Genomic DNA, 23761 nt, shown 5'->3' on the forward strand with positions numbered 1-23761 from the left:
CGGCCACTTTCAAGGAGACCAACGCATGCCCACCCCGCATCAGATCCTGCATCCAAAACATTGGAAAGCGACATCCGGCTATACCAGCGGCCTCGCCGCCAGCGGCCGCGTCGTTTTCACCAGTGGCATCGTCGGCTGGAATGCCGAACAGGTATTCGCAAGCGACGATTTCGTGGCGCAAGCAGAACAATGTCTGAAAAACATCGTCGCCGTGCTGGCCGAGGCCGGGGCCCGGCCGGAGCATTTGGTAAGGCTTACTTGGTATGTCACCTCGAAAGACGATTACCTGAACAATCTCAAGGCGCTTGGCCGTGCCTATAAAGCCGTGATCGGCAGACACTATCCGGCGATGGCGGTGGTGCAGGTCGTCGCCCTCATCGATGAGGGCGCCAAGCTCGAGATCGAGGCCACTGCGGTCATTCCCGCCTGAGGTCGGGCCGGCATTTGGCGGCCATCGTTCAGAGGAAAGATCGGATGGTCGCCAGCATCCCGTCGAGAGCATCGCCTTTCTCGTCCCGCATCGCCGCTTCGCGCAGGCGCCGCGCCCAATCGGCGGCATCGGGGCGGCCGGCGAGACGCGTAATGCCCGCCATGACCCGGTCGTATTTCGAAACCCCGCGGGCATGGGTGTCGGAATAGCCTTTGATCAGCCGCCGGGCGCGGAGGGTTTCCACCGCGAGATCGTAGTCCGCCGGCAGATGAGCCAAGGCGGCGGCGAGCCAGTTTTCCAAATGCGCCTGCTCTTGCCGATAGCGGAGCGTCGCGCGCCGCCAGAGCCGCACCCCGCCGACAAGATAGAGCTGCAGAAAGGGCCAGAGCCGGTCGCTGCGCAGGCGGCGCCCATTGCCGAAGTGGCGATCGATCCAGCGCATCCAGCCCGGCCGCGATGCCACCGCCGCGCCGATACGCGCCGGCAGAAGCCCGACCAACTCCTCGGCCCGTGGGTGGAAGAATTCGATGAGATGTAACAGCTTTTCCTCATCCGCTTGCATCTCGCGGGCGATGCGTCGGAAGCGATCGGGCCGGGTTTTGAGATCGGCGACCCGAATGACGTCGTCATAGGCCATGGCGTTGGCGATGTATTTCGCCGCCTCGCGCGTCAGAAGCCAGCCCCGCGCGGCATCGTCTCGCGCCTTTACCGCGTCGAGCCGCTCGAGATAGGCGCGGCCATAAGCGACATCCTGAAAATCGACGACTTTGCGCAAACCCGCGAGCGCCATGTCGCGCGCCGGTTCGGGCAAGGAAGCGGCGCGGGCGGCGAGTTCCCGCCATTCCGCGAGCAACCGCGCCGGCCCGGCCGGGCTGACGGCGCTCACGGGGGGCGCGACATCGTGCGCGCGGCGATCGGCGTGCGCGCCTTCGCCCCCGGCGGCCGCGATGTCATACGCTTTGGCGAAGGCGGCCAGACTCGCCTTCTCGCCGCGGCCGCTCGCACGGATCGCCGCCTCGAAAGCGTCGCGGGTGAAGGGAAGCACGCCGGCACCGGCGATGGCGCCGAGCAGGCTCGCCGAAATCACCGTGCCGCTTTCGGCGGCGATGCGCTCCATGTCGAAGACGATGTGGCGGCGGGCGGCGCTTTCGATCGCGGCCATCACCTCTCGCGCGTTCGCGATGCCGTGGCCGGGCGCGATCTTCTCCGAGACCGCCAGCGCGCGGTGGCTGGAGGCGATCAGCGTCGTGCGGTCCGGGGTCACGAAACCCCGCAGGATGGCGCGTCCCGCCTCCATCATCTCGGCCGCGACCAGGACATCGACATCGCCCGCCGCCGGCAAAAGCGCGAAGACCGGGGCGCGCCCGGACTCGGGCGCCATCTCGAGGTAATAGATCGTGGCGCCGGTGCGCTGGGCGACGCCCGCGACCGATGTCGCCTGCACCGCATAGCCATTGGCGCGGGCAACGCTTTCCAGCCAATTGGTCAACACGCCGCCGCCTTGGCCGCCGACCGCCATGATGGCGAGCTTGAGGACGCCGTCTAGACGCGGATCGGGCGACGCGGCGGTGAAAGGGGCGTTCATGCCGGCTCTCCCGCGAAATCGAGCCGCCTTGCTGCGCGCCGCGTTTGCAGCCAGGCGATGATCCGCGCCGCCAAGCGGGCGCTTTTGCGCTCCCGCGTCGTCGGGTTATGGACGATATCGGCGCGATAAAAGGACGGGCAGAGCACGGCGGCATCGGCGACCTCGCCGCAATTGCCGCAGCCGACGCAACTCGCGTCGATCGCGGCGACGGGATCGTCGCGCAGCGGATCATCCAGCACCTTCAGCGATAGCGACGGGCAGCCCGAGAGCCGCATGCAGGCGTGATCGCCGGTGCAGATCGCCTCATCCACACCGAAACGCGGCGCCTCGACGCGCCTTCCCTCGCGGATCGCCTGGTTGCGGAGCGGCCGTTCGCGGCGCTGGCGGTTCAGCATGCACTCAGACGAGGCGACGATGACCTTCGGCCCGGCATAGTCGCTGGTCAGCGCATCGCGGATCGTCGCCAGCATTTTCGGCACGTCATAGGTGCGGTCGATCTCGCGAACCCACGCGACGCCGACGCCCTTCAGCGCCGCGGTGATCGGGTGTTTCGTCGATTTCGTCGCATTATCGGCGCGCGAGGACAGCACATCCTGACCGCCGGTGGCGGCGGAGTAGTAGTTGTCGACGACCACCGTCAGCGTATCGGATTTATTGAAGACCGCGTTGCCGATCGAGGAGGAGAGGCCATTGTGCCAGAATCCACCATCGCCGATGATCGAGATCGCCCGCTTTTCGCCGCCGCCGTCAAACGCCGCATTGGAAGCGGGGCCGAGGCCATAGCCCATCGTCGCGCCGCCGACCTCAAACGGCGGCAGGGAGGCGAAAAGATGGCAGCCAATGTCACCGGCGATCTGGTGTTTGCCGAGTTCGCCTTGCGCGAGTTTCAGCGCGGCGAAGATCGGGCGCTCGGGGCAGCCGATGCAGAAACCTGGCGGGCGGATCGGCACGGTTTTAGAGAGATCCGGGAGCGGCGGCTTTTCGGCATTGGGGGCACGGCGTTGCGCCGGCAGATAGGCGGGGGCGGCTTTGCGCAGGAAACCCTCGATCCCATCGAGCATCACCTGGCCGGTATATTCGCCCGCCATCGGAAAAACGTCTTTGCCGTGGAGGGCGACCCGTGCCCCGGCTTTGTAGAGCATGGCGGCGAAGGCCTGCTCGATGAAATCGGGCTGGCCTTCCTCGACCACCAGCACGGCCTCTTTGCCCGCGCAAAAGGAGAGAAACTCCTCGGCTACCAGCGGATAGGTGACGCCTAGCACGTAAAGCGGGATCGGGCTTTCGCCGTGGAGATCAGCGAGCCCCAGACGCTGCAGCGCGCGGATCACGCCATTATACATGCCGCCCTGCATGACGATCCCGACTGGCGCCTCCTCCGGCCCGAAGCGTTCATTGAGCCCGTGCGCTTGGATGAATTTCAGCGCCGCCGGCCAGCGGTTTTTCACTTTGTCCTGTTCCTGCACGTAAGACATTGGCGGCAGCACCACGCGGTTGAAATCACTCCGCGGGTTCGCCAGCGCCTCGGCCACCGTCATCGGTGGCCGGCGGTTCGCGCGCGTTTTGAAGCTGCCGGTGACATGGCAGGAACGGATGCGCATCATCAGCATCACCGGCGTGTTCGACGCCTCCGAGAGCGCGAAACCCTGTTCCACCGCCTTGACGATGGCGGGCAGGTTCGGCCGTGGGTCGATCAGCCAGGCTTGGCTTTTCATCGCGAAGGCATGACTCCGTTCCTGCATGATCGAGGAGCCTTCGCCATAATCCTCGCCGACGATGATCAACGCGCCGCCGGTCACGCCGGCGGAGGCGAGATTGGCCAGGGCGTCCGAGCCGACATTGAGCCCGACCGGCCCCTTGTATGTCACCGCGCCGCGGATCGGATAATGCACCGAGGCCGCCAGCATCGCCGTTGCCGCGGCCTCTGAGGCGTTGGCCTCGAAGCGCACGCCGAGCTCGGCGAGGATTTCCTGCGCGTCAGCCAGCACGTCCATCAGGTGGCTGATCGGCGCCCCCTGATAGCCGCCGACATAGCCGACGCCGCATTCCAAAAGTGCCTTGGTGATGGCGAGGATCCCCTCGCCGGTGAAAATCTCCCCGTCACCGAGCCGCAGCTTTTTGACTTCCTCTGCGAATGACCGCTCTGCCATCGTCTTCTCCTGGCCTTACGTCATGGCTCGCCGAGCGCGAGCGTGGGTGTCAGCCTTTATGGTGCGCGCGAAAATCACGACGAGATTGCCCGCCGGCGGGATCGTCGCTGATCGAGATTGGGCCGACGACGACCGCTGCGCCGCATGCGCGGAGACCCCGCAGGGCGTTGGAGCGATGGTCGGGCATGATGTCGCCTCATCAGAAATCGTGCTTTCGGATATTGGCGAGAATTTTTTGCAGCGTGGCGACGAACGCCTGGCGTTCGCTCTCGGGAATGCCGGCAAACATCCGCGCATAACTCTGCGCCATCGCCGGCCAAAGCCGGTCGAAAGCGGCGCGGCCAGCCCGGGTGATGGCAACGCGGCTGGCGCGGCTGTCGCTCGCGTCGGCTTCGCGGCGCACCAGCCCTTCGGATTCCAGCGCATCCAAGGCGCGGCTCAGGGTCGAGGTCTCGATGACCGCATAGACCGCGAGCCGGCTGATTTGAAGGCCATCGATCACCGAAAGCACCGCCAATGTGCGCATTTTCGCCGTCGTCAGGCCGAGCGCCGCCATCTCCTCGCGCAGGCTGGCATTATAGCGGCCCATGATGCGGTTCATGAGATAGGGCGCGAAATTCTGCAAGCCGATATCGCTCAGACGCGGCACGCCGGCGGGAGGCGGCGCGACCGCGGTCGATTTGACCTCGCGGGTCATGCCCCGAGCCTTTTCGCCACCAAATAGCCCGAGCCGCCGCCAAGTCCCGGCCCGGGATGGGTCGAGGCGCCGATATGGTGCAGGCCGCGGATCGGCGTCTCGGCATTCACCGTGTGCGCGAAGGGGCGCCAGAGGAAAAACTGGTCGATCGCGCAGGCTCCGCCATAGGGATCGCCGCCGACGAGGTTGATGTTCATGGCTTCGAGATCCGTCGGCGAGAAGGCGCGGCGGGCCAGTCGGATCGCCGGAAAGTTGGCGATGTGGCGCGCGAGGATCGCCTCGATCCGATCGGCGAAGGCCTCGCGGATGGCTTCGGTCCACACCGATGTGGTCGGGATGGTGCCGGCGGCGTCGCCCGTGATGACGCGAGGGGCATCGGGAATTTGCAGCCAGAGGATCGCCTGGCCGTCTGGGCAGCGGGAAGGATCGAGCCGGTGCGGCTGGCCGACGCAGACGGTAGGCATTGCCGGCAGCAGCCCGCGTTCGGCTTCGTTGGCGGATTGGGAGACCGCGTCGATCCCGTCCGAAAGGTGGATCAGGGCAACCCGATCGAGGCCCGGCGTCAGCCATTCCGGTGGCCGCGAGAGAGCAAAGTGGAGTTGGAAATTGCCGCGACCGTGGCGGAAACGCCGCGCGGCGGCGCGCTCTTCGGGCAGATCGGTCGCGCCGAGCAGGCGGGTATAGAGCTGGCTTGGCGCGACCGAGGCGATGACGGACGGTGCCGTGATCACCTCGCCCGAGGTCGTGGCGACGCCCGCCACCCGCCGGTTCGAGACGAGAATCCGTTCGACATCGGTGCCGGTGCGGATGACGCCGCCTTGCGCCTCGATCAACGAACGGAAGGCGCGCGCCACCGCGCCGGCACCTCCCTTGGCGATGGGCGCCCCGGCGGCTTCGAGGGCGAAGGCGATGATCTTGCCCATCTGGCCGGAATAGGCCGCGTCCGGGGTAAGGCCGGTGTGCAGCACCCACGGCGCCCACAGCGCCCGCACCATATCCGAGCCATAGGTTGCTTCCAGCCAGGCGCGAGCCGGGATCAACGCGCGGCCCATCCACGCCGCCAAACCTCGTGGGCCGCGCCGCCAGGCCTCGCGCGCAAGGAGCCAGAGCGTCCGCCAACTCCAGAGCGCGCCACCCAGTAACGCGAACAGCAACGGCGCCTCGGCCTCGATCTCGCCCACGTCCGCTGCATGGGCTGCGCCATCGCCGGGCGAGAGGGCCGCGAACGCCGCGACATTGGCTGCCCGCTCCATCGTCAACACCAAGGCGCGCCCATCGGGGCGCAAAACCGCGGTCGGATGCGGCGTGTGGCAAAATATCAGCCCATGTCGCGCCAGCGCCGGGCCCAGGGCGGCATGGGCTGGAGAGGTCAGGAACAGCACGAAAGTCGCGGCCATCACGTCATGATGGAAGCCGGGCAGGGTGATCTCGGCCGTTTTCATGCAGCCGCCCACCTCGTCCTCGCGTTCGAGGATGAGAACCCTGGCCCCCTTGCCGGTCAGCCGCGCCGCCGCGACGAGCGCGTTGATACCGCTGCCGATGATGACGTGATCCCACGCCTGCGCCGCCCTGTCCGGCATCGCCTTATCGCGCCACCAGCGCCAGCGCGCGGATCGGGCTGCCGGTGCCCTGCACCAGTTTCAGCGGCGCTGCGATCAGGATGGCGCCCTTGGCCGGCAGTTTGTCGAGATTGGCGAGGCTGGCAAGGCCGTAGCGGTTTGCCTTGTGCAGAAGATGATGCGCCGGGAAGGGCGGGTTCATCCCACCGGCTTGGCCGGCATCGGTGCCGATGCATTGCGTGCCCCAGCCGATCACGCCCTTCGCCAAAATATACTCGATGCAATCAGGCGTCGGTCCCGGCGAATGCGGCCCGTTGGCATCGGCGTTTAGGTAAAGCGCTTCCGAATGAGCCCGCTTGTCCCAATCGGTGCGCATGACGACCCATTCACCGGCTTTGATCTCCCCGTGTTTCGCCTCCCAGGCCTTCACGCCGTCCGCGGTCAGCAGGAAGTCGTGGTTCTTCTCGGATTCTGCGGAGCAGTCGATGACATTGACCGGGGCGATGAAATTTTTCACCGGAATCGTATCGGTATAGCCGTCGGGATAGTCCTTGCCGGTAATCCAATGGTGCGGCGCGTCGAAATGGGTGCCGGAATGTTCGCCGAGCTTGAGCCAATTCCACGCCCAGAACGGGCCGTCGCTGTCATATTCAGAGATTTTGTGAATCTCGATCTTCGGCGTGTCTTTGGCCAATGCCGGCGGCAGCTTCAAAAGCGGCGTGTCTGGCCCGAGCGTGCCCGAAAGATCGACGACTTCGATCTTGCCGGAAGCGAGCATGGCGGCGAGATCACGCAATGTCGCGGCTTCTGTCATTCTGTTCTCCCTTGTGCTTTGCGCCGCCGCCATGGCATGCCCGCGGGAGCGCCCCACGACCATCCCTGTGCTGCGGCGCGATTTCTCACAGAATGATGCTAGACAGGATTATTTGTGTTTGCAAATATGTCCGCGAGGCAACAGGGACAGCGATGGCATCTTCCTACGACGCGATCCTGATCGGCGCTGGCCATAATAGTCTGGCTTGCGCCGCGCATCTCGCCGCCAAGGGGTGGCGCGTCGGCGTGTTCGAGCGGGCCGCCGATCCTGGCGGCGCGGTCAAGACCTTGGCTCTGACGGCCCCGGGTTTTCGCCACGATTGGGGCGCGATGAATCTGTCGTTGTTTGCCGGATCGCCTTTTTTCAAGACATATGGCGAAGAGTTACGGCGCCTCGGGCTGGCTTTCGCGCCGGCGCAGAAATGCTTCGCCTCGGTTTTTCCGGGCGGCAAGTGGATGGGCGTCAGCACCGATGTCGAAGCGACGAAGCGCCGTATCGCGGCGCTGAACCCAGCGGATGCGGCCCGTTGGGATGAGCTTTCACGCGGATTTCCGGCCATGGCGGATGATCTCTTCGCCTTGCTCGGCAGCCCGATGACGCTTCGCGCGGTTGCCAAGCTTGCATTTCACACTTGGCGGCACAGAGGATTTTCCGGAGGCCTCGACATCATTCGATTTCTGTTGTCCTCGCCGAGGGTCTGGCTTGCCGAGACTTTCGCGTCCGAGGAACTGCGCGCAACGCTTGCCGCCTGGGGCATGCATCTCGATTTTGCTCCTGATATCGCGGGCGGCGCGCTGTTTCCTTATCTTGAGGGCATGGCCAATCAATCGTTCGGGATGGTGCTCGGCAAAGGCGGGGCGGACGCCATGATCCATCCTCTCCTCCGAATGATCGAGGCGCGCGCTGGCACCATCGAGTGCAAAGCCGAAGTCACCGAGATCCTGCATGCGGGCGGTCGCGCGCGCGGGGTGCGGCTCGCGGATGGGCGGCGCCTGTCGGCGAGCAAGGCGGTGATCGCCAATGTCGCGCCCGATGCGCTGACGCGGCTTCTCGGCGGCAGCACTGGTGATGCGCGGGTTGACGCCGGGCTCGCCCGGTTTGCGCATGCGCCCGGCACGTTGATGATCCATCTCGCGATGGAAGATCTCCCCGATTGGCAGGCCGACGCCGAATTGCGCGAATTCGCCTATGTCCATCTTGCCCCGTCGCTTGACCAGATGGCGCGCACCTACCAGCAGGCCAGCGCCGGTCTATTGCCGGACGAGCCGATCGTCGTGGTGGGCCAGCCCACCGCGATCGACCCGAGCCGCGCGCCCGAGGGCAAGCATATTCTCTGGATGCAGGTGCGGATTGTCCCGGCCGAGATCCGCGGCGATGCCGCCGGCACGATCGCCGCGACCGATTGGCGCGAGGCGAAGGCGGCGATGGCGGAGCGCGCACTCGATATCCTGGAACGCTACGCACCCGGGGTGCGCGCGAAGATCATCGCCCGCTATGTCGCAAGTCCGCTCGATCTGCAGGCGGACAATCCCAATCTCGTCGGCGGCGATCAGATCTGCGGCAGCCATCATTTATCGCAGAACTTCTTGTTCCGGCCGCTGCGTGGCCATGCCGACGGTTCGACGCCGATCCAAAATCTTCACCTCACCGGCGCGGGCGTTTGGCCCGGTGCCGGGGTCGGTGCCGGGGCGGGCTTCCTGCTTGCCCGACGCCTCGCCGGAAACTGACGTAAGATTGCAAAAAAACATCAACCCAGCGGAGAACATGCCAATGCCGTACCCTTCCCGCAGATCCTTGCTTAAGCTTTCAGGGGCCACGCTAGCCCTCGGATCGGTTGGCATGCCGGCATTTGCCGCGCCGATCACGGAATTGGTGATCGCCTACAATGTCAATCTGCCAAGTTGGGATCCAACGGTTGGCCCATCCGCGGTCAACCCGACGATTCAGGCCATCTACCAGTCGGTCTTCGATCAGTTCATTCTCCAGAAGCCGGACCTGAGCTTCGTGCCGGGATTGCTCACGGAATGGGGCTGGAACGCCGACAAGACGAAAATCCATATGACGGTGCGGAGCGGTGTCGTCTGGCATGACGGCTCGCCGTTCGGCCCGGAGGACGTGGTCTGGTCCCTCGAGCGCGCGGCCGATCCGAAAACCGGCAACCCGATCCAATTCACCTGGAAAAATATTGGGAATTTCACAATTGATGGCAACCGGATCACCGCCGACGTGCTTCAGTTCGACCCGACGATCTTCAAATGGATGTCGTTCCTGACCGGCTATGTCATGCCAAAAGCCTATTACGAAAAAGTCGGCGCCGCGGGCTTCGAAGCCAAGCCGATCGGCACCGGCCCTTATATGGTCGAACATTTTGAACGTAATTCCTATGTCCGGCTCAAGGCTAATCCGCATTACTGGGGCGGCGAGCCGCAGTTCGAGGCCGTCACGATCAAATTCGTGCCAGATTCCGCAAGCCGCGTGGCCCAGATCGAATCCGGCAACGCCCATGTCACGCTGGAAATCCCCTTCGAGGAATATGACCGGCTGAAAGGCAAGCCGAACTTGCATGGCTACGCCCACCCGATCACCGATATCGGCATGATCTTCCTCAACAATGACAGCGTGATGAAAGATGGGAACGTCCGCCAAGCGGTTTGCCATGCGGTGGATAAGAAATTGATCATCGACCGCTTGCTGTCGGGCTACGGCGTGCCGATCGATACCCTCGAAGCGCCGGGCTATGCGGCATATGATCCTTCGATCAAGGTGCCGTTTGACCCGAAGCTCGCGATTGAGAAGCTTGCCGCCTCGGGATATTCGACGAAAAATCCTGTCAAATTCAAGATCGAGACGACGAAGGGCTACAAGCCGAAGGATTACGAGATGGTCCAGGCGATCGTTGGCATGTGGCGCAAAGTCGGGATCGAGGCCGAGATCGAGGTTTATGAGATCGCCAAGCATTACGAACTGCGCGCCGCCCACAAACTCGCGCCAGCGGCCTTTTATGACTGGGGCAATGCCATTGGTGATCCGACGACCTCGGTTGGTTTCGCGATGTTTGGGCCCTCGCCGCATTCGTCTTGGAAAACGGAGGATGTCGATGCGCGGATCGGGCCGCTGTGGTCGGAAAAGGACGAGGCGAAGCGGATCGCCGGCTGGAAGGCGGTGGACCGCTACATCGCCGAGCAGTGTGACGTGCTGCCGATCCTGCAATATGTGCAGCCGATCCTTGCTGATAAGCGGGTGAACGTCGTGCCGCACGGCTCCGGGGCGCTGTTGCCGGCGTTGATGACCCGCGCCTGAGCCAGCCACGCCATGGCGAGGCGATCCCACCGGTTGCCCCGCATCATTCGGATCATACCGTTGGCAATTCTCACTCGCTTTCTCGTGCGCCTCGCGACGACCGCCGTCACATTGTTTGGTGTCGCGGTGATCGTCTTCATCGTCGTCCGCGTCGTGCCTGGCAACCCGATCGCCATGATGCTGCCGCCAGGCGCGACAGGCGCCGATATTGCGCATCTCGAGGCGATGTATGGGTTGGACAAATCGATCCCGCAGCAATTCGTGATCTGGCTTCTCGCTGTTCTGCGTGGTGATTTCGGCACCTCGATCTCACTTCGCCAGCCGGTGCTCGGGCTCGTGCTCGGCAGTCTGCCTGCGACACTCGAACTGGCCAGCATGGCGCTCGTCATCGCCGTCCTGATCGGAGGCGGGGCTGCGCTGATCGCCGTCCGCTATCGCGACACTCGGATCGAAACGGTCGTCGATGTCATCAGCGGTGCGGCGCTGTCGATTCCCGATTTCCTATGGGGGCTTCTGCTCATCATCGTTTTCGGCGTGCTGATCCCGGTGTTTAGCATCTCGGGTCGGATTTCGCCTGATCTCGATTTGAACTTCGACACGCGGTTCTATTTGATCGAGAGTCTTGCGCGGCTGCGTTTGGACATTACCGCCAATCTGCTCGCCCATATGGTCATGCCAGCGCTGTCGCTCGCTTTGCCGCTCGCGGCGATCATCGGGCTAGTACTCAAGCAATCCCTCAAAGAAACGATGGAACTCGACTATGTCACGCTCGCCCGCACCAAGGGCTACGGCGAAACCCGCGTCATCCTGCGCGAAGCTTTGCGCAACGCGCTCCTGCCGACCCTGACGCTGACCGGGGTTCAGTTCACCTTCCTGATCGGCGGCACGGTGATCGTTGAGCGATTGTTTTCCTATGAGGGGCTCGGCAACATGGCGATCGATGCGGTGATCAACCGTGATTTGCCGCTGATCCAGGGGATTGTGATCTGCTTTGCGGTGATTTTTACCGCAGTCAACCTTATCGTTGATCTTACCTATGCCGCGCTCAACCCGAGGCTGCGCCATGTTTGACGGACGTGGGGCGGCAAGGCGGCGGGCCGGGGCGCGGCTCTGGCTATCGGCGGGGTGGCTTTTGGGGGTGCTGATCCTATCCGTCTTCGCCCCGCTGGTCGCGCCGCAAGATCCACTGGCGCAGGATTTGCTATCGCGGCAATTGCCGCCCTTCTGGAACCACGAGGCCGAGCCCGGCTTCTGGCTCGGCACCGACAGCCTTGGCCGCGACGTGCTCAGCCGGATCATCTGGGGTGGCCGGATCGCTCTGCAGGTGGCTTTCATCGCCGGCACACTCACCGCCGTCGTCGGCTCTTGTCTTGGCCTTGTCGCCGGTTTTTATCGAGGCTGGGGCGACCGCGTCATCTCGCGCCTCGTCGATATCTGGATGGCGTTTCCGCCAGTCCTATTCTCGATCCTGCTGGTTGCCGTGCTCGGCCCTGGGCTGCGCGCGATCATCATCGCGATTGTGGTGATCGATTGGACCCGCTTTGCCCGGGTGATCCGGGCCGAGACGATGAACCAGGGCGCGATGGACTATGTCGCCGCCGCGCATGTCGCGGGATTTTCCCGAGGCCACACGCTGATCACGGAAATCCTGCCCAACGTCCTGCCGACGATCGTCGCTCTGCTGTCATTGGAAATGGGCATTGCCATCATTGTCGAAGCGATTTTGTCGTTCGTGAACCTCTCGATTTCGACGGATGCGCCGAGCTGGGGCGGCATGATCGCTGAAGGGCGCACGACGATTTATCAGGCGTGGTGGGTGCTGGTGTTCCCGCTGATCACGTTGTTCTTCACCGTTCTCGGCTTTAGCCAGCTCGGCGAGGGCCTCAAAGATCGCTTCGATCCGGTGCTGCGGTGAGCGCGTTTCTCGAAATCGACAATCTCAGTGTCGCCCTAAAAAACGGCCCGCGGCTTTTGCGTTCGGTCTCGCTGCGGGTGGAGAGGGGCGAAGTGAGGGGGCTTGTCGGCGAAAGCGGTGCCGGCAAAAGCATGATCGGCAAGGCTGTTCTCGGCATTCTGCCGCGCGCGGCGGAAGTGGTCGAGGGCCGGATCCTTCTCGCGGGCGTCGATCTTCTGTCGCTGCCTCCCGCGCGACGCCGCCATCGCATCGGTCAGACGACGGCGTTGATCCCACAGGATCCGCTGACCGCGCTCAACCCCTCGCATCGGATCGGGCCGCAGATCACTGACCGGCTGGTTGATATCCTCGGTTGGACGCGCGCGCGAGCCGAGGCGCGCGCGCGCGAGCTGCTGGCCGAGGTGCATATCCCCGAACCGGCTCGGGTGATGCGCAACTATCCGCATGAACTGTCGGGTGGTATGCGTCAGCGTATCCTGATCGCCTCGGCCTTCGCGGCCGAGCCCGGCCTCATCATCGCCGACGAACCGACGACGGCGCTCGATGTCACGGTGCAAAAGCAGATCCTGAAAATCATCGCCGGCATGCAGGCCCGTCACGGCACGGCGCTTTTATTCGTCACCCACGATCTCGGTGTGGTCTCGAAAATCTGCCAGAATCTATCCGTGCTGTATGCCGGCAAAATACTCGAGGACGCGCCCGTCGGAGATTTCTTCCGCGCGCCGCAGCACGCTTATTCCGCGGCGCTGCTGGCGGCAACGCCAAAATATACCGATCCGGAGCGAAGCTTGATGCCGGTGCCAACGGCGGTGCTGGCCGCTGTGCAGGCCGAGATAGCGGCGGCCGACCGGGGATGGCGCCATGTCTGAGCGGGCGTTGCTTGAGGTCCAAAACCTTCATCTTTCCTTGCCCGATCTGACCGCCAAACCTTTGTTTCGGCCCGCCCCCCGGATTGAGATTCTCCGCGGCCTCGCGTTCGAGATCGGGCGCGGCAGCGTGCTTGGAATTGTCGGCGGTTCGGGCTCAGGCAAATCGACGCTCGGCCGCACGCTTATCCGGCTTTTGGAGCCGACCGACGGGCGCATCGTCTTCGATGGGCGCGACATCACCCATCTCGACGAAGGCGCGTTGCGGCCGCTGCGGCGTCGGTTCCAGATGATTTTCCAGGATCCGCTATCCTCGCTCAATCCGCGCCGCCGCGTGAGTGGCATCATCGCTGCACCGCTTCGTCTTCATGGCCTCGACGCGATTGAACGCCGGGTGGACGAGGCGCTCGATCTTGTCGGCCTGCCGCGCAGCTTTCGCAGCCGGTATCCGCACGAGCTTTCGGGCGGCCAGCGTCAGCGCATCGGCATTGCGCGTGCCATCGCGCTACGGCCGGAATTCATCCTCGCCGATGAGATCGTCTCCGGCCTCGATGTCTCGAGCCAGGCGCAGGTGCTCCACCTGCTTGAGGATTTGGTGAAGGCGTTGGGGCTGACATTGGCTTTCATCAGCCACGATCTCTCCGTCATCCGGCGCCTCTGCGACAACGTGATGGTGTTGCATCGGGGCGAGATTGTGGAAATGGCGCCAACCGCCGAGATCTTCTCGGCACCGCAGAATGACTATACGCGTGGGTTGCTGGACGCGATCCCGCTGCCCGACCCCGATCAGCCGAACTGGCATCATTAATCTGGATTTCTCACGCGGGCATCTGACGACACGGCTGGCGCCGGGTTTGGCGGTGTGACTGTGAGCCCGCGCCTTAAGAGCGCGCCTCCGGCCGTCAGTCGCCGCCGCGTGCCTCGGTCTCGAAATCTCCCTCTGCCTGAGTCCAGATCGCGCTTGCCGGATAAGCCTCGGCGAAAGCGGCGAGGATTTCGGCGCGCGGCACATCGCTGAAGCTGCCACGGGTGCGGACATATTCCATGTGCCGGCGGCCGCTGGCATCGAAGGGATGGAACACCGAATCCTCCCGTCCATCGAACTCGAGGGGCAGGATCCCGGCCTTCTCGCAGAGTGAGCGGTTGAAGGCAGGCGTCGCCTTCACCCACCGCCCGTCGAGCAATATCTCCGTATAGCCATGAAAAACAAAGACATCGGTTTGCATCGTGGCGCGCAACCGAGGGCTGGTGAGGTGGTTTTTCACGTCCGCGAAGCCGAGCCGCGCGGGGATGCCGGCGGCGCGGGCGACGGCGGCGAGCAGGGCGGCTTTGGTGATGCAAAACCCATAGCCGAGGGTGAGGGAGCGGCTGGCTTTGAGCCCGTCCTCGCTGAGATCGATCCGATAAGGATCATAGCGGATCTCATCGCGCACGGCATAATAAAGCGCAACCGCCCGCAACCGCGTATCTTCCTCGTCGGCATGGGCGCGCGCGAAAGCGACGATCGCCGGATGGTCGCTGTCAACGAAGCGGCCAGGGGCGAGATCGGCGGCGCTGGGGCGCACCGCGCGCCCTGTGGCCGCAGCGCTGTGGGCTTGGGCCAAACCGGGGGAAGACTGCATGTCGATGGCATCCATTGCGTTACGGGAAAGCGCCTAAATAACGTAATATCACTCCATTATCCGTGGCGGATGGGGTGGGATTCGAACCCACGATACGCTTTTCACGTATGGCGGTTTTCAAGACCGCTGCCTTAAACCGCTCGGCCACCCATCCCAATCCTCCCCTACCCATGGAGAAGAACAGGAGAACGCATTGCGGAAGCATCCGGCCGTCTCATCAAATCGTGGTCTAATGATCTCGCGCATCATCCCGACACTGCGCGAAGGATTTTCCCTATTGCATCCGTTTCCGTTCATACTGCTCGTTTTGTCGCGTCACGAAGCGGCGGCGCTGGACTCGGCGTCGGTCGTCATACTCGAGCGCATTCATGCCTCCGCCGCAGATGTGGCGTCATCATTATCGAATTGCCGCGGGCCGCTATCTTGGCCTTTGGCCGCCGGATCGCGATCAACCAGCTCGATCACCGCCATCGCAGCGGCATCGCCATGGCGAATGCCGGCTTTCAAGACGCGGGTATAGCCTCCCGCGCGCGACTTGTAGCGATCCGCCAGCGCAGTAAACAGCTTGGCAACAATTTTTTGGTCGCGCAATTCGGCTAATGCGAGACGGCGGGCGTGCAAGCCACCGCGTTTGCCGAGCGTTATCAGTTTCTCCGCAACCGGGCGCAGTTCCTTCGCCTTCGGCAACGTCGTGGTAATTTGCTCATGCTTGAGCAGCGCCACCGCCATATTACGGAACATGGCGTGGCGATGGCTTGAAGTGACACCGAGCTTGCGGCCGGCGATCCCGTGGCGCATGGTCTTTCTCCCCGCAGGCTTAGAACGGCTCGTCGAGCCGTTTGGCCATATCTTCGATATTCTCCGGTGGCCAACCCGGCACCGTCATGCCCAGAGAAAGCCCCATGGTCGAGAGCACTTCTTTGATTTCATTTAGTGATTTGCGGCCAAAATTCGGCGTCCGTAGCATTTCCTGCTCGCTTTTCTGCACAAGATCACCAATATAGATGATATTGTCGTTCTTCAAGCAATTCGCACTGCGGACGGAGAGTTCGAGTTCGTCGACCTTGCGCAGCATGTTGCGGTTGAACGGCAGATTATCTTGCGGCTCATCAGACCGAACATGCTGCGGCTCGTCAAAATTGATGAAGAGCTGCAGCTGATCCTGCAAAATACGCGCAGCCAGCGCGACCGAATCCTCTGGGGTGACGGCACCATTGGTCTCCACCGTCAAAAGCAGCCGATCATAATCCGTGACTTGACCGACACGCGTCGGCTCAACCTTGTAAGAAACCCGCCGGACCGGCGAGAAGATCGCATCCACCGGAATGAGGCCGATGGGGCTGTCTTCCTGCCGATTTTGACTGGCCGCGATATAGCCTTTGCCGAGTTGGACCGTGAATTCGATGCCGAGCTTAGCACCGTCGTCGAGAGTGCAGATAACGAGATCGCGGTTCATGATTTCAATGTCATGCCCGGTCTGGATCTGCCCCGCCTTGACCTCGCCCGGCCCCGTTGCCGAAAGCACCATGCGTTTCGGCCCCTCGCCATGCATGCGAAGCGCAAGCTGCTTGATGTTGAGCACAATATCGGTGACATCTTCACGCACGCCGGGAATGCTGCTGAACTCATGCAACACACCGTCGATCTGCACCGAAGTCACCGCGGCGCCCTGCAACGACGAGAGCAGAACACGACGAATAGCGTTGCCGAGCGTCATGCCGAAACCACGCTCGAGCGGCTCGGCGATGATGGTTGCAACGCAGGACGGAACCGCGCCGGATTCAACTTCCAGCTTTTCCGGCTTGATCAACGATTGCCAGTTTCTCTGGATGACCACGCTTGCCTCATCTGCAATGAATGCGCTCACGAAAGCGCGGAACTTTACCTCGCTGCCGCAGATCTCCGAGCCGAGATCCCGAGCGGAGGCGACGATCAGACGCGACGCCTCTTACGCGGGCGGCAGCCATTATGCGGAATGGCGGTGGTGTCGCGAATGGCGGTAATCGCAAAACCGACCGCCTGCAACGCGCGAAGAGCGCTTTCGCGCCCAGAACCCGGGCCGCTGACCTCGATCTCCAAGGTTTCCATCCCGTGCTCGCGCGCCTTGCGACCCGCCTCTTCCGCAGCCACCTGCGCGGCATAGGGCGTCGATTTACGGCTACCCTTGAATCCCTGACTCCCCGCCGAGGACCACGCGATCGCGTTGCCTTGAGAATCGGTGATGGTCACCATGGTATTGTTGAACGTTGCCGCGACATGAGCAACGCCAGAGATAATATTCTTGCGTTCCTTCTTGCGCGGGCGCGCGGCCTGGGCGGGCTTGGCCATGAATTTTGTCCTATCGGTCGGCTATGGATGATGGCGAGGGCGGGATGATGGCGAGGGCGCGGAGGCGCCAAAATAGGGGCAAGCGCTATTTCGTCACTTTCTTCTTGCCGGCGATCGCGACCGCCTTGCCTTTGCGCGTGCGGGCATTGGTGTGGGTGCGCTGGCCACGGACCGGCAAGCCACGACGATGGCGAAGCCCGCGATAGCAGCCGAGATCCATCAAGCGCTTGATGTTCATCGCCACCTCGCGCCGCAGATCGCCCTCGACGCGATATTCGCGATCGATCAATTCACGGATACGCAGCACCTCATCATCGCTGAGCTGATTGACCCGGCGCTCGTCCGGGATCCCAAGCGCAGAACAGATTTCCGCCGCCTTCGCCGGACCAATGCCATAAATATAGCGAAGGCCAATCGTTACCCGCTTATTGGTTGGAATATTCACCCCAGCGATGCGCGCCACGCTTCTTCACTCCTCACCAGCCGGCCAAACTCAGCCGACATAACCCATGCCTGTCAAAAACAAGAACCGCACCCCGCAACGCCAATGCGCCCAGGTCGCCCAACTTTCCGCCTTAACTTTCCCCACACCCGAACACACCCCATTCCCCGGGGCGCCGTGTGAGGCGCGCACTATACAAGCCAGTACTTAGCTGTCAATCTTGTGCGATCATTTTTTCGTGATTTACGCCTCAAGGCCAGACAAAACCCGTTCCACCGCCACTGTCACGTCGTCAATCGCAGCCATGCCATCGACGCTATAGAGCCGCCCCTGCGCCGCATAATAAGGCAAGATCGGCGCCGTCTGGCGATGATAGGCGGCGAGCCTCGCGGCAACCGTGTCGCGGTTGTCATCGGCGCGGCGGCTAAAGGTCGTGCCACCACACACATCACAATGGCCCGGAATTTTCGGCGGCTTGAACACGTCATGATACCCTGCGCCGCAGGTGGCACAGATGAAACGCCCGGCGATGCGCTCGACCAGCGCCGCGTCGTCAACCTTGAGTTCGATCACCGCGCTCAACGTCAATTCATGTTCACCGAGCATGACGTCGAGGGCCTCCGCTTGCGGAACAGTGCGCGGGAAACCGTCGAGAATGAAGCCTTTCGCGCAATCCGGCCGCGCAATCCGCGCCGAGAGCATGGCGATAATGATCTCATCCGGCACCAATTCGCCGGCTTCCATGATCGCCTTCGCCTTCTTGCCGATCTCGCTCCCGGCGGCGACCTCGCCGCGCAACATGTCTCCGGTTGAAATTTGCGCAATACCGTAACGCTCTTCGAGCCGCTTCGCCTGCGTGCCTTTCCCGGCGCCTGGAGGGCCAAGCAGGATGAGGTTAAGCCCCCTTTTGGCCGTCATCAGCGCACCCGCCCGCGCACCCGCGCCTTGCGAATGAGCCCCTCATATTGATGGGCAAGGAGGTGTGATTGGATCTGGGTGATGGTGTCCATCGTCACGGAGACGATGATCATCAAGCTGGTGCCACCGAAATAGAACGGCACCCCATAATGACTGATCAGAATTTCCGGCAGCAGACACACCGCCGCAACGTAGATCGCACCGATGGTGGTCAGCCGCGTTAGAATATAATCGAAATACTCCGCCGTCGCGTTGCCAGGGCGTATGCCGGGAATAAAACCGCCATATTTTTTGAGATTATCCGCCGTTTCCTGCGGATTGAACACGACGGCCGTGTAGAAATAGGCGAAAAAGATGATCAGCGCAGCATAAAGCGCCATATAGAGCGGCTGGCCATGGGCGAGTTGGCTCACGATCCAGTTCACCCAAATCGGCCCACCGCCATGCGAAAAGCCCGCGATGGTTGCCGGAATGAGGAGGATGGAACTCGCGAAAATCGGTGGAATGACGCCTGACGTATTGAGTTTGAGCGGCATGTGGGTGGACTCGCCGCCAAACATCCGGCTACCCACTTGGCGCTTCGGGTATTGCACCACGACACGCCGATGCGCCCGCTCCATGAACACGATAAAACCAATCACCAAAATCGCGATGATCATGAAACCAACGATGAACACCGGCGACAACGCCCCGGTTCGCCCGAGTTCGAGCAGGCTTGCCAGCGCATGCGGCAGATTGGCGACGATCCCTGAGAAAATGATCAGGCTAATGCCATTCCCGATACCACGCGCGGTGATTTGCTCGCCGATCCACATCAAGAACATCGTCCCACCGACCAGCGTCACCACCGCGCTGAGACGAAAGAACCAGCCAGGATCGATGACGGCCGGACCGAAACTGCCGCGCATGCTCTCCAGCCCCAAAGTGATGCCATAGGCCTGAAACATGGCGATCACCACGGTGAGATAGCGGGTATATTGGTTCATCTTCTTGCGCCCGCTCTCACCCTCCTTCTTCAGGGCTTCGAGCGACGGCAGCGCCGCCGACATCAACTGAACGATGATGCTCGCGCTGATATAGGGCATGATGTTCAAGGCAAACACGGTCATCCGCCGCAAGGCGCCGCCGGTGAACATGTCAAACATGCCGAGAATGCCGCCGCCATGCTGGGCCATGAGTTCGCCCATTACCGAGGTATCAACCCCGGGCAGCGGAATATACGTGCCGACACGATAAACGATCAGCGCACCGAGGGTGAACCAGATGCGCTTTTTGAGCTCGGTCGCCTTGGCGAGAACGCCAAGATTGAGGCTGGACGCTAGTTGCTCGGCTGCCGACGCCATGCGCTTTTCCTTATCATGCCCGCCCCTTTGCTTTCGCCCCCGACCAACGCCGCCCAGTCACCGACCGCCGATCACGGGGAAGTGTGCCTCGTCACGGCCCTTTAAGGCAAGCCTCCGCCAATCATAGCAGCCCCTCGATGAGGTCGGGCCCACCCAACCCGTCTGTCCCGGGCTTCAGGGCCGCCGACGCCGGTCCGGCACGCCACCCACACCGCGCTCAGCGCGGCGCCGGCGCCTCGTTGCCGCTCGCGCTAACGCTGACCTCGACCTGGCCGCCGGCTGCCGCCACGCGCTCGATCGCCGCTGCTGAGGCGCCAGAGACCTTGATGGTGACGGCCTGGGTGATCGCGCCCTCGGCGAGTAACCGAACCCCGGCGACGCCGCTCATGCGCACTAACCCCGCCGCGGCGAGCAATGCCTCGGTGATCGGCTGCGTCGCATCGATCCGCCCCTCGTTGATTGCCTTTTGCAACCGGCCGAGATTGAGCGGGGCATAGGATTTGCGGAAAATATTGACGAAGCCGCGTTTGGGCAAACGCCGATAGATCGGCAACTGGCCGCCCTCAAAGCCGTTCAGCGCGACACCTTCGCGTGCCTTCTGGCCCTTGACCCCCTTGCCGGACGTCTTGCCTTTACCAGAGCCGATACCGCGACCAAGCCGCTTCGAGCGCCGACGCGCACCGGGGTTATCGCGCAATTCATTGAGCAACATTACCGCGCGCCCTCCTCGGCCGCAGGCGACGTCTCAGCAAGATCCGCCACCGTGATGAGATGCGCCACTTTCCGGATCATGCCACGCGTTGCGGGCGTATCCGCAACCAGGCGGGAACGGTGCAGCTTGTTCAGTCCCAGACCGATCAACGTCTCGCGCTGACCCGGCTTGCGGCCGGCCGCCGAGGCGATCTGAGTCACTCGCAACATCTTAGGCATCGGCAGCCTCCTGTGCCGCGGGCGCCTCGCGCCGCCCGAGCAGATCGGACACTTTCTTGCCACGACGCGACGCAACACCACGCGGATTGGTGCAGCGTTGGAGCGCGGCGAATGTCGCCTTGACCATGTTATGCGGATTGCGGCTGCCAAGGCTCTTGGCAACCACATCGCCAAGGCCGAGCGTCTCGAACACCGCGCGCAACGGCCCGCCGGCGATGATCCCGGTGCCGGCCGGCGCCGAACGCAACACGACCGCGCCCGCGCCGAAACGCCCTTCGACATCGTGATGCAGTGTGCGGCCCTCGCGCATCGGCACCCGGATCATGGTCCGTTTGGCACGCTCAGTTGCCTTGCGGATCGCTTCAGGCACTTCACGCGCCTTGCCCGCACCATACCCGACGCGGCCTTTCTGGTCACCAACCACGACCAAAGCGGCAAAGGCAAAACGTCGCCCACCCTTGACCACTTTAGCCACGCGATTGATGGAGACCAGTTTATCCATCAGGTCATCGCCGCTCTCGCGCTCTCGGCTGCGCTCGCGACCGCGGCCTTCCCTCGGTTCCCGTGCCATGTTTCGTTCCCTCAGAAAGCGAGCCCGCCTTCGCGGGCGGCCTCGGCCAGCGCTTTGACGCGGCCATGATAGAAATAGGCGCCGCGATCGAACACGACCTCCTTGACCCCAGTCGCCAAGGCGCGCTCTGCGATCAGCTTGCCGACCGCCGCCGCCGCCACCTTGTCGGCCCCGGTCCGAAGTTCCCGCCGCAATGCAGCGTCAAGCGTTGATGCCGCGACCAAAGTGCGGCCCGCCTCGTCGTCGATGACTTGAGCATAAATATGCTTGCCGGAGCGAAATACCGACAAACGCGGGCGCCCACCACTTTTGTTGCGGAGTTGGAAACGCAGACGCTGGCGCCGGCGTGCCTGGAGATCCTGCTTGGCACTCATTACTTCTTCTTACCCTCTTTGCGCCGGATGACCTCGTCGCTATAGCGCACGCCTTTGCCCTTGTAAGGCTCGGGCGGACGATAGCCGCGAATCTCCGCCGCCACCTGCCCCACCAAGCGTTTATCGATTCCCTCGACCTTGATCGATGTCGGCTTCTCGCAGGATATCTTGATCCCCTGCGGGATAGGATAGACGACATCGTGAGAAAAGCCGAGATTTATGACCAGATTCTGACCCTGCACGGCGGCGCGAAAGCCGGTGCCGGTGATCTCCATACTGCGCTCGTAGCCGGCCGAGACGCCACGCACCATGTTCGCAACCAGCGCCCGCGTGGTGCCCCACATCATGCGGGCGCGCCTCTCACCATCACGCGGCGAGACCGTGACCAGCTTGCCCTCGACCTTGACCTCGACATCGTCGGCAAGATCAAGTCGCAATTCACCGAGCCGGCCTTTCGCCGACAGGCTGCGGCCGGCGATCGCCACCTGCACGCCATCTGGAATGGGCACGGGATATTTGCCTACACGCGACATACGTCCCTCCCTCAGAACACGCGACAAAGAACTTCGCCGCCAACATTGGCGGCGCGCGCTTCGGCATCGCTGAGCACGCCACGCGGCGTTGACAGAATCGAAATACCAAGCCCGGCATAGACCTTGGGCAATTCCCGGATCTTCGAATAAACCCGCCGGCCAGGGCGAGAGACACGAGTAATCTCTTTGATCACCGGCTCGCCCTCATTGTATTTCAGCTCGATACGCAGCCGCGCGACACCCGGGCGCAATTCCTCGGCCGAAAAACCTCGGATAAAGCCTTCACGTTTCAGCACCTCGAGCACGTTGGCTCGCAGCCGTGACGCTGGCGCAACGCAAACACTGTGCCGCGAACGCTGAGCGTTGCGGATACGGGTCAGCATGTCGCCGAGCGGATCGGTAAGCGCCATGATCGCTCCTCTTCTACCAGCTCGCTTTGACCAGGCCCGGAATCTGTCCGGCGCTGGCAAGATCGCGTAAAGCGATGCGGCAAAGTTTGAACTTACGATAATTGCCGCGCGACCGCCCGGTCAGCTCGCAGCGCAACCGCACCCGTCCGGCTGCGCCATTGCGCGGCAACTGCGCGAGCTTCAGCGAAGCTTCAAAGCGTTCCTCAACCGGGCGCGTGCGATCCATGATCGCCGCCTTCAGCGCCTTGCGCTTGGCGCGATCGCGCTCTGCCATCTGCTCGCGCCGCTTATTACGATTGACCGCGGAAAGCTTGGCCATGTCGTTCTCTACCCTCCGGAACCTGTCGGGCGTTCAAACACCCAATGGTTTTCCCCAAAATCCCGTAATCCCCAAACCCGGCCGCTCACGCCGCGAACGGAAGGTCAAAACCCTTGAGCAGGGCCTTCGCTTCCGCATCGGTGCGCGCCGTGGTCACGAAAACGATGTCCATGCCGCGAACGGCATCGACCTTGTCGTAGTTGATCTCTGGAAACACGATCTGTTCGCGCATGCCCATCGCGAAATTCCCGCGTCCGTCGAATCCCTTGCCGGTAATCCCCCGGAAGTCGCGCACCCTCGGCAACGCGATCGTGGTCAGGCGGTCGAGGAACTCATACATTTGCGCGCGACGCAGCGTCACCTTGCAGCCGATCGGCAAGCCCTTGCGGATCTTGAAGCCCGCGATCGCCTTCTTGGCAATCGTCTTCACCGCCTTCTGCCCGGCGATCATCGTCAATTCGTTCACCGCCGCATCGAGCTTCTTCTGATCGGCGGTCGCCTCACCAACGCCCATATTGATGACAATTTTCTCAAGGCGCGGCACCTGCATCGGGTTCTTGTAGTTGAATTCCGCCTGCAGCTTGGCCCGCAACTCCTCGCGGTAACGCCGCATCAGGCGCGGCAGCGGCCGATTTTCCATCTCGCTCATGCCGTTCCC

The 23761-nt window shown here is 62.9% G+C and carries 27 protein-coding genes and 1 tRNA gene; 7 read left to right on the forward strand and 21 right to left on the reverse strand.

From position 1 onward, the window contains the following. Positions 1-25 precede the first annotated feature (25 nt). Positions 26-430, forward strand: a complete 405-nt coding sequence (locus ACP5M5_RS00475) for a RidA family protein (protein WP_427934848.1) — start codon at positions 26-28, stop codon at positions 428-430. A gap of 28 nt (positions 431-458) precedes the next feature. Here the strand turns inward: ACP5M5_RS00475 and ACP5M5_RS00480 are convergent, their stop codons facing one another. The 5 genes from ACP5M5_RS00480 to ACP5M5_RS00500 form a co-directional block, all read right to left on the reverse strand. Next, entirely contained in the window at positions 459-2015 is a 1557-nt protein-coding gene (locus tag ACP5M5_RS00480) for an indolepyruvate oxidoreductase subunit beta family protein (RefSeq protein ID WP_427934849.1), read from the reverse strand. Continuing rightward, entirely contained in the window at positions 2012-4162 is a 2151-nt protein-coding gene (locus ACP5M5_RS00485) for a thiamine pyrophosphate-dependent enzyme (protein WP_427934850.1), read from the reverse strand. The genes ACP5M5_RS00480 and ACP5M5_RS00485 overlap by 4 nt, the downstream gene beginning before the upstream one ends. A gap of 199 nt (positions 4163-4361) precedes the next feature. Beyond that, positions 4362-4859: a MarR family winged helix-turn-helix transcriptional regulator gene (locus ACP5M5_RS00490; protein ID WP_427934851.1), complete on the reverse strand. Its 498-nt coding sequence runs from the start codon at positions 4857-4859 to the stop codon at positions 4362-4364. Continuing rightward, a complete protein-coding gene (locus tag ACP5M5_RS00495) occupies positions 4856-6439 on the reverse strand; it encodes a phytoene desaturase family protein (RefSeq protein ID WP_427934852.1) in 1584 nt (527 codons plus the stop codon). Before ACP5M5_RS00495 ends, ACP5M5_RS00490 begins: the two co-directional genes overlap by 4 nt. Positions 6440-6443: 4 nt before the next feature. Continuing rightward, positions 6444-7265: a cyclase family protein gene (locus ACP5M5_RS00500; protein WP_427934853.1), complete on the reverse strand. Its 822-nt coding sequence runs from the start codon at positions 7263-7265 to the stop codon at positions 6444-6446. Between the two features lie 119 nt (positions 7266-7384). Between ACP5M5_RS00500 and ACP5M5_RS00505 the strand changes: the two genes are divergently transcribed. The 6 genes from ACP5M5_RS00505 to ACP5M5_RS00530 are packed head-to-tail and all read left to right on the forward strand — an operon-like array spanning position 7385 to position 14121. Continuing rightward, entirely contained in the window at positions 7385-8959 is a 1575-nt protein-coding gene (locus tag ACP5M5_RS00505) for a phytoene desaturase family protein (protein WP_427934854.1), read from the forward strand. After that, positions 8934-10532, forward strand: coding sequence for an ABC transporter substrate-binding protein (locus tag ACP5M5_RS00510; protein WP_427934855.1), 1599 nt, complete (start codon positions 8934-8936; stop codon positions 10530-10532). Before ACP5M5_RS00505 ends, ACP5M5_RS00510 begins: the two co-directional genes overlap by 26 nt. A gap of 60 nt (positions 10533-10592) precedes the next feature. After that, on the forward strand, positions 10593-11603 hold the full coding sequence (locus ACP5M5_RS00515; RefSeq protein WP_427934856.1) for an ABC transporter permease: 1011 nt from the start codon (positions 10593-10595) through the stop codon (positions 11601-11603). Continuing rightward, the gene (locus tag ACP5M5_RS00520; protein ID WP_427934857.1) at positions 11596-12447 is read left to right on the forward strand and encodes an ABC transporter permease; all 852 of its coding nucleotides are present in this window, start codon (positions 11596-11598) and stop codon (positions 12445-12447) included. Before ACP5M5_RS00515 ends, ACP5M5_RS00520 begins: the two co-directional genes overlap by 8 nt. Then, on the forward strand, positions 12444-13316 hold the full coding sequence (locus ACP5M5_RS00525; RefSeq protein WP_427934858.1) for an ABC transporter ATP-binding protein: 873 nt from the start codon (positions 12444-12446) through the stop codon (positions 13314-13316). Before ACP5M5_RS00520 ends, ACP5M5_RS00525 begins: the two co-directional genes overlap by 4 nt. After that, positions 13309-14121, forward strand: a complete 813-nt coding sequence (locus ACP5M5_RS00530) for an ATP-binding cassette domain-containing protein (protein WP_427934859.1) — start codon at positions 13309-13311, stop codon at positions 14119-14121. The genes ACP5M5_RS00525 and ACP5M5_RS00530 overlap by 8 nt, the downstream gene beginning before the upstream one ends. A 94-nt stretch (positions 14122-14215) precedes the next feature. On the opposite strand, the gene ACP5M5_RS00535 is transcribed toward ACP5M5_RS00530, so the two are convergent. From ACP5M5_RS00535 to rplE, 16 genes are all read right to left on the reverse strand, one after another. Further along, complete coding sequence (locus ACP5M5_RS00535) at positions 14216-14935, reverse strand: transglutaminase-like domain-containing protein (protein ID WP_427934860.1); 720 nt, start codon at positions 14933-14935, stop codon at positions 14216-14218. 63 nt (positions 14936-14998) lie between these two features. Then, a tRNA-Ser gene (locus ACP5M5_RS00540) sits at positions 14999-15089 on the reverse strand. Between the two features lie 212 nt (positions 15090-15301). Further along, positions 15302-15733, reverse strand: coding sequence for a 50S ribosomal protein L17 (rplQ, locus tag ACP5M5_RS00545; RefSeq protein WP_427934861.1), 432 nt, complete (start codon positions 15731-15733; stop codon positions 15302-15304). Positions 15734-15752: 19 nt separating this feature from the next. Continuing rightward, complete coding sequence (locus ACP5M5_RS00550; protein ID WP_427934941.1) at positions 15753-16772, reverse strand: DNA-directed RNA polymerase subunit alpha; 1020 nt, start codon at positions 16770-16772, stop codon at positions 15753-15755. Positions 16773-16867: 95 nt separating this feature from the next. After that, complete coding sequence (gene rpsK / locus ACP5M5_RS00555; protein WP_114911485.1) at positions 16868-17263, reverse strand: 30S ribosomal protein S11; 396 nt, start codon at positions 17261-17263, stop codon at positions 16868-16870. 85 nt (positions 17264-17348) lie between these two features. Continuing rightward, positions 17349-17726 carry a 30S ribosomal protein S13 gene (gene rpsM / locus ACP5M5_RS00560; protein ID WP_114911484.1) on the reverse strand — a complete coding sequence of 126 codons (378 nt, stop codon included), beginning with the start codon at positions 17724-17726 and terminating at the stop codon, positions 17349-17351. A 222-nt stretch (positions 17727-17948) separates the two neighbouring features. After that, a complete protein-coding gene (locus tag ACP5M5_RS00565) occupies positions 17949-18623 on the reverse strand; it encodes an adenylate kinase (RefSeq protein ID WP_427934862.1) in 675 nt (224 codons plus the stop codon). After that, positions 18623-19966 (reverse strand): preprotein translocase subunit SecY, encoded by a 1344-nt coding sequence (secY, locus tag ACP5M5_RS00570; RefSeq protein ID WP_114911482.1) that lies wholly within the window; start codon positions 19964-19966, stop codon positions 18623-18625. Before secY ends, ACP5M5_RS00565 begins: the two co-directional genes overlap by 1 nt. 217 nt (positions 19967-20183) lie before the next feature. Beyond that, positions 20184-20678, reverse strand: a complete 495-nt coding sequence (rplO, locus tag ACP5M5_RS00575; protein ID WP_427934863.1) for a 50S ribosomal protein L15 — start codon at positions 20676-20678, stop codon at positions 20184-20186. Further along, positions 20678-20896 carry a 50S ribosomal protein L30 gene (gene rpmD / locus ACP5M5_RS00580; RefSeq protein ID WP_114911480.1) on the reverse strand — a complete coding sequence of 73 codons (219 nt, stop codon included), beginning with the start codon at positions 20894-20896 and terminating at the stop codon, positions 20678-20680. Before rpmD ends, rplO begins: the two co-directional genes overlap by 1 nt. Continuing rightward, positions 20889-21467 carry a 30S ribosomal protein S5 gene (gene rpsE, locus ACP5M5_RS00585; protein ID WP_114911479.1) on the reverse strand — a complete coding sequence of 193 codons (579 nt, stop codon included), beginning with the start codon at positions 21465-21467 and terminating at the stop codon, positions 20889-20891. The genes rpmD and rpsE overlap by 8 nt, the downstream gene beginning before the upstream one ends. An 11-nt stretch (positions 21468-21478) precedes the next feature. Further along, a complete protein-coding gene (rplR, locus tag ACP5M5_RS00590) occupies positions 21479-21841 on the reverse strand; it encodes a 50S ribosomal protein L18 (protein WP_274964963.1) in 363 nt (120 codons plus the stop codon). Beyond that, positions 21841-22374: a 50S ribosomal protein L6 gene (rplF, locus tag ACP5M5_RS00595; protein WP_427934865.1), complete on the reverse strand. Its 534-nt coding sequence runs from the start codon at positions 22372-22374 to the stop codon at positions 21841-21843. Before rplF ends, rplR begins: the two co-directional genes overlap by 1 nt. Before the next feature lie 11 nt (positions 22375-22385). Then, positions 22386-22784 carry a 30S ribosomal protein S8 gene (rpsH, locus tag ACP5M5_RS00600; RefSeq protein ID WP_114911476.1) on the reverse strand — a complete coding sequence of 133 codons (399 nt, stop codon included), beginning with the start codon at positions 22782-22784 and terminating at the stop codon, positions 22386-22388. Positions 22785-22797: 13 nt separating this feature from the next. After that, the gene (gene rpsN / locus ACP5M5_RS00605; RefSeq protein WP_114911475.1) at positions 22798-23103 is read right to left on the reverse strand and encodes a 30S ribosomal protein S14; all 306 of its coding nucleotides are present in this window, start codon (positions 23101-23103) and stop codon (positions 22798-22800) included. An 85-nt stretch (positions 23104-23188) separates the two neighbouring features. Next, positions 23189-23752: a 50S ribosomal protein L5 gene (gene rplE, locus ACP5M5_RS00610; protein WP_427934867.1), complete on the reverse strand. Its 564-nt coding sequence runs from the start codon at positions 23750-23752 to the stop codon at positions 23189-23191. Between the last annotated feature and the right edge of the window lie 9 nt (positions 23753-23761).

Origin of the sequence: Acidibrevibacterium sp., assembly GCF_049965395.1 — a bacterium.
Taxonomy (GTDB): domain Bacteria; phylum Pseudomonadota; class Alphaproteobacteria; order Acetobacterales; family Acetobacteraceae; genus Acidibrevibacterium; species Acidibrevibacterium fodinaquatile.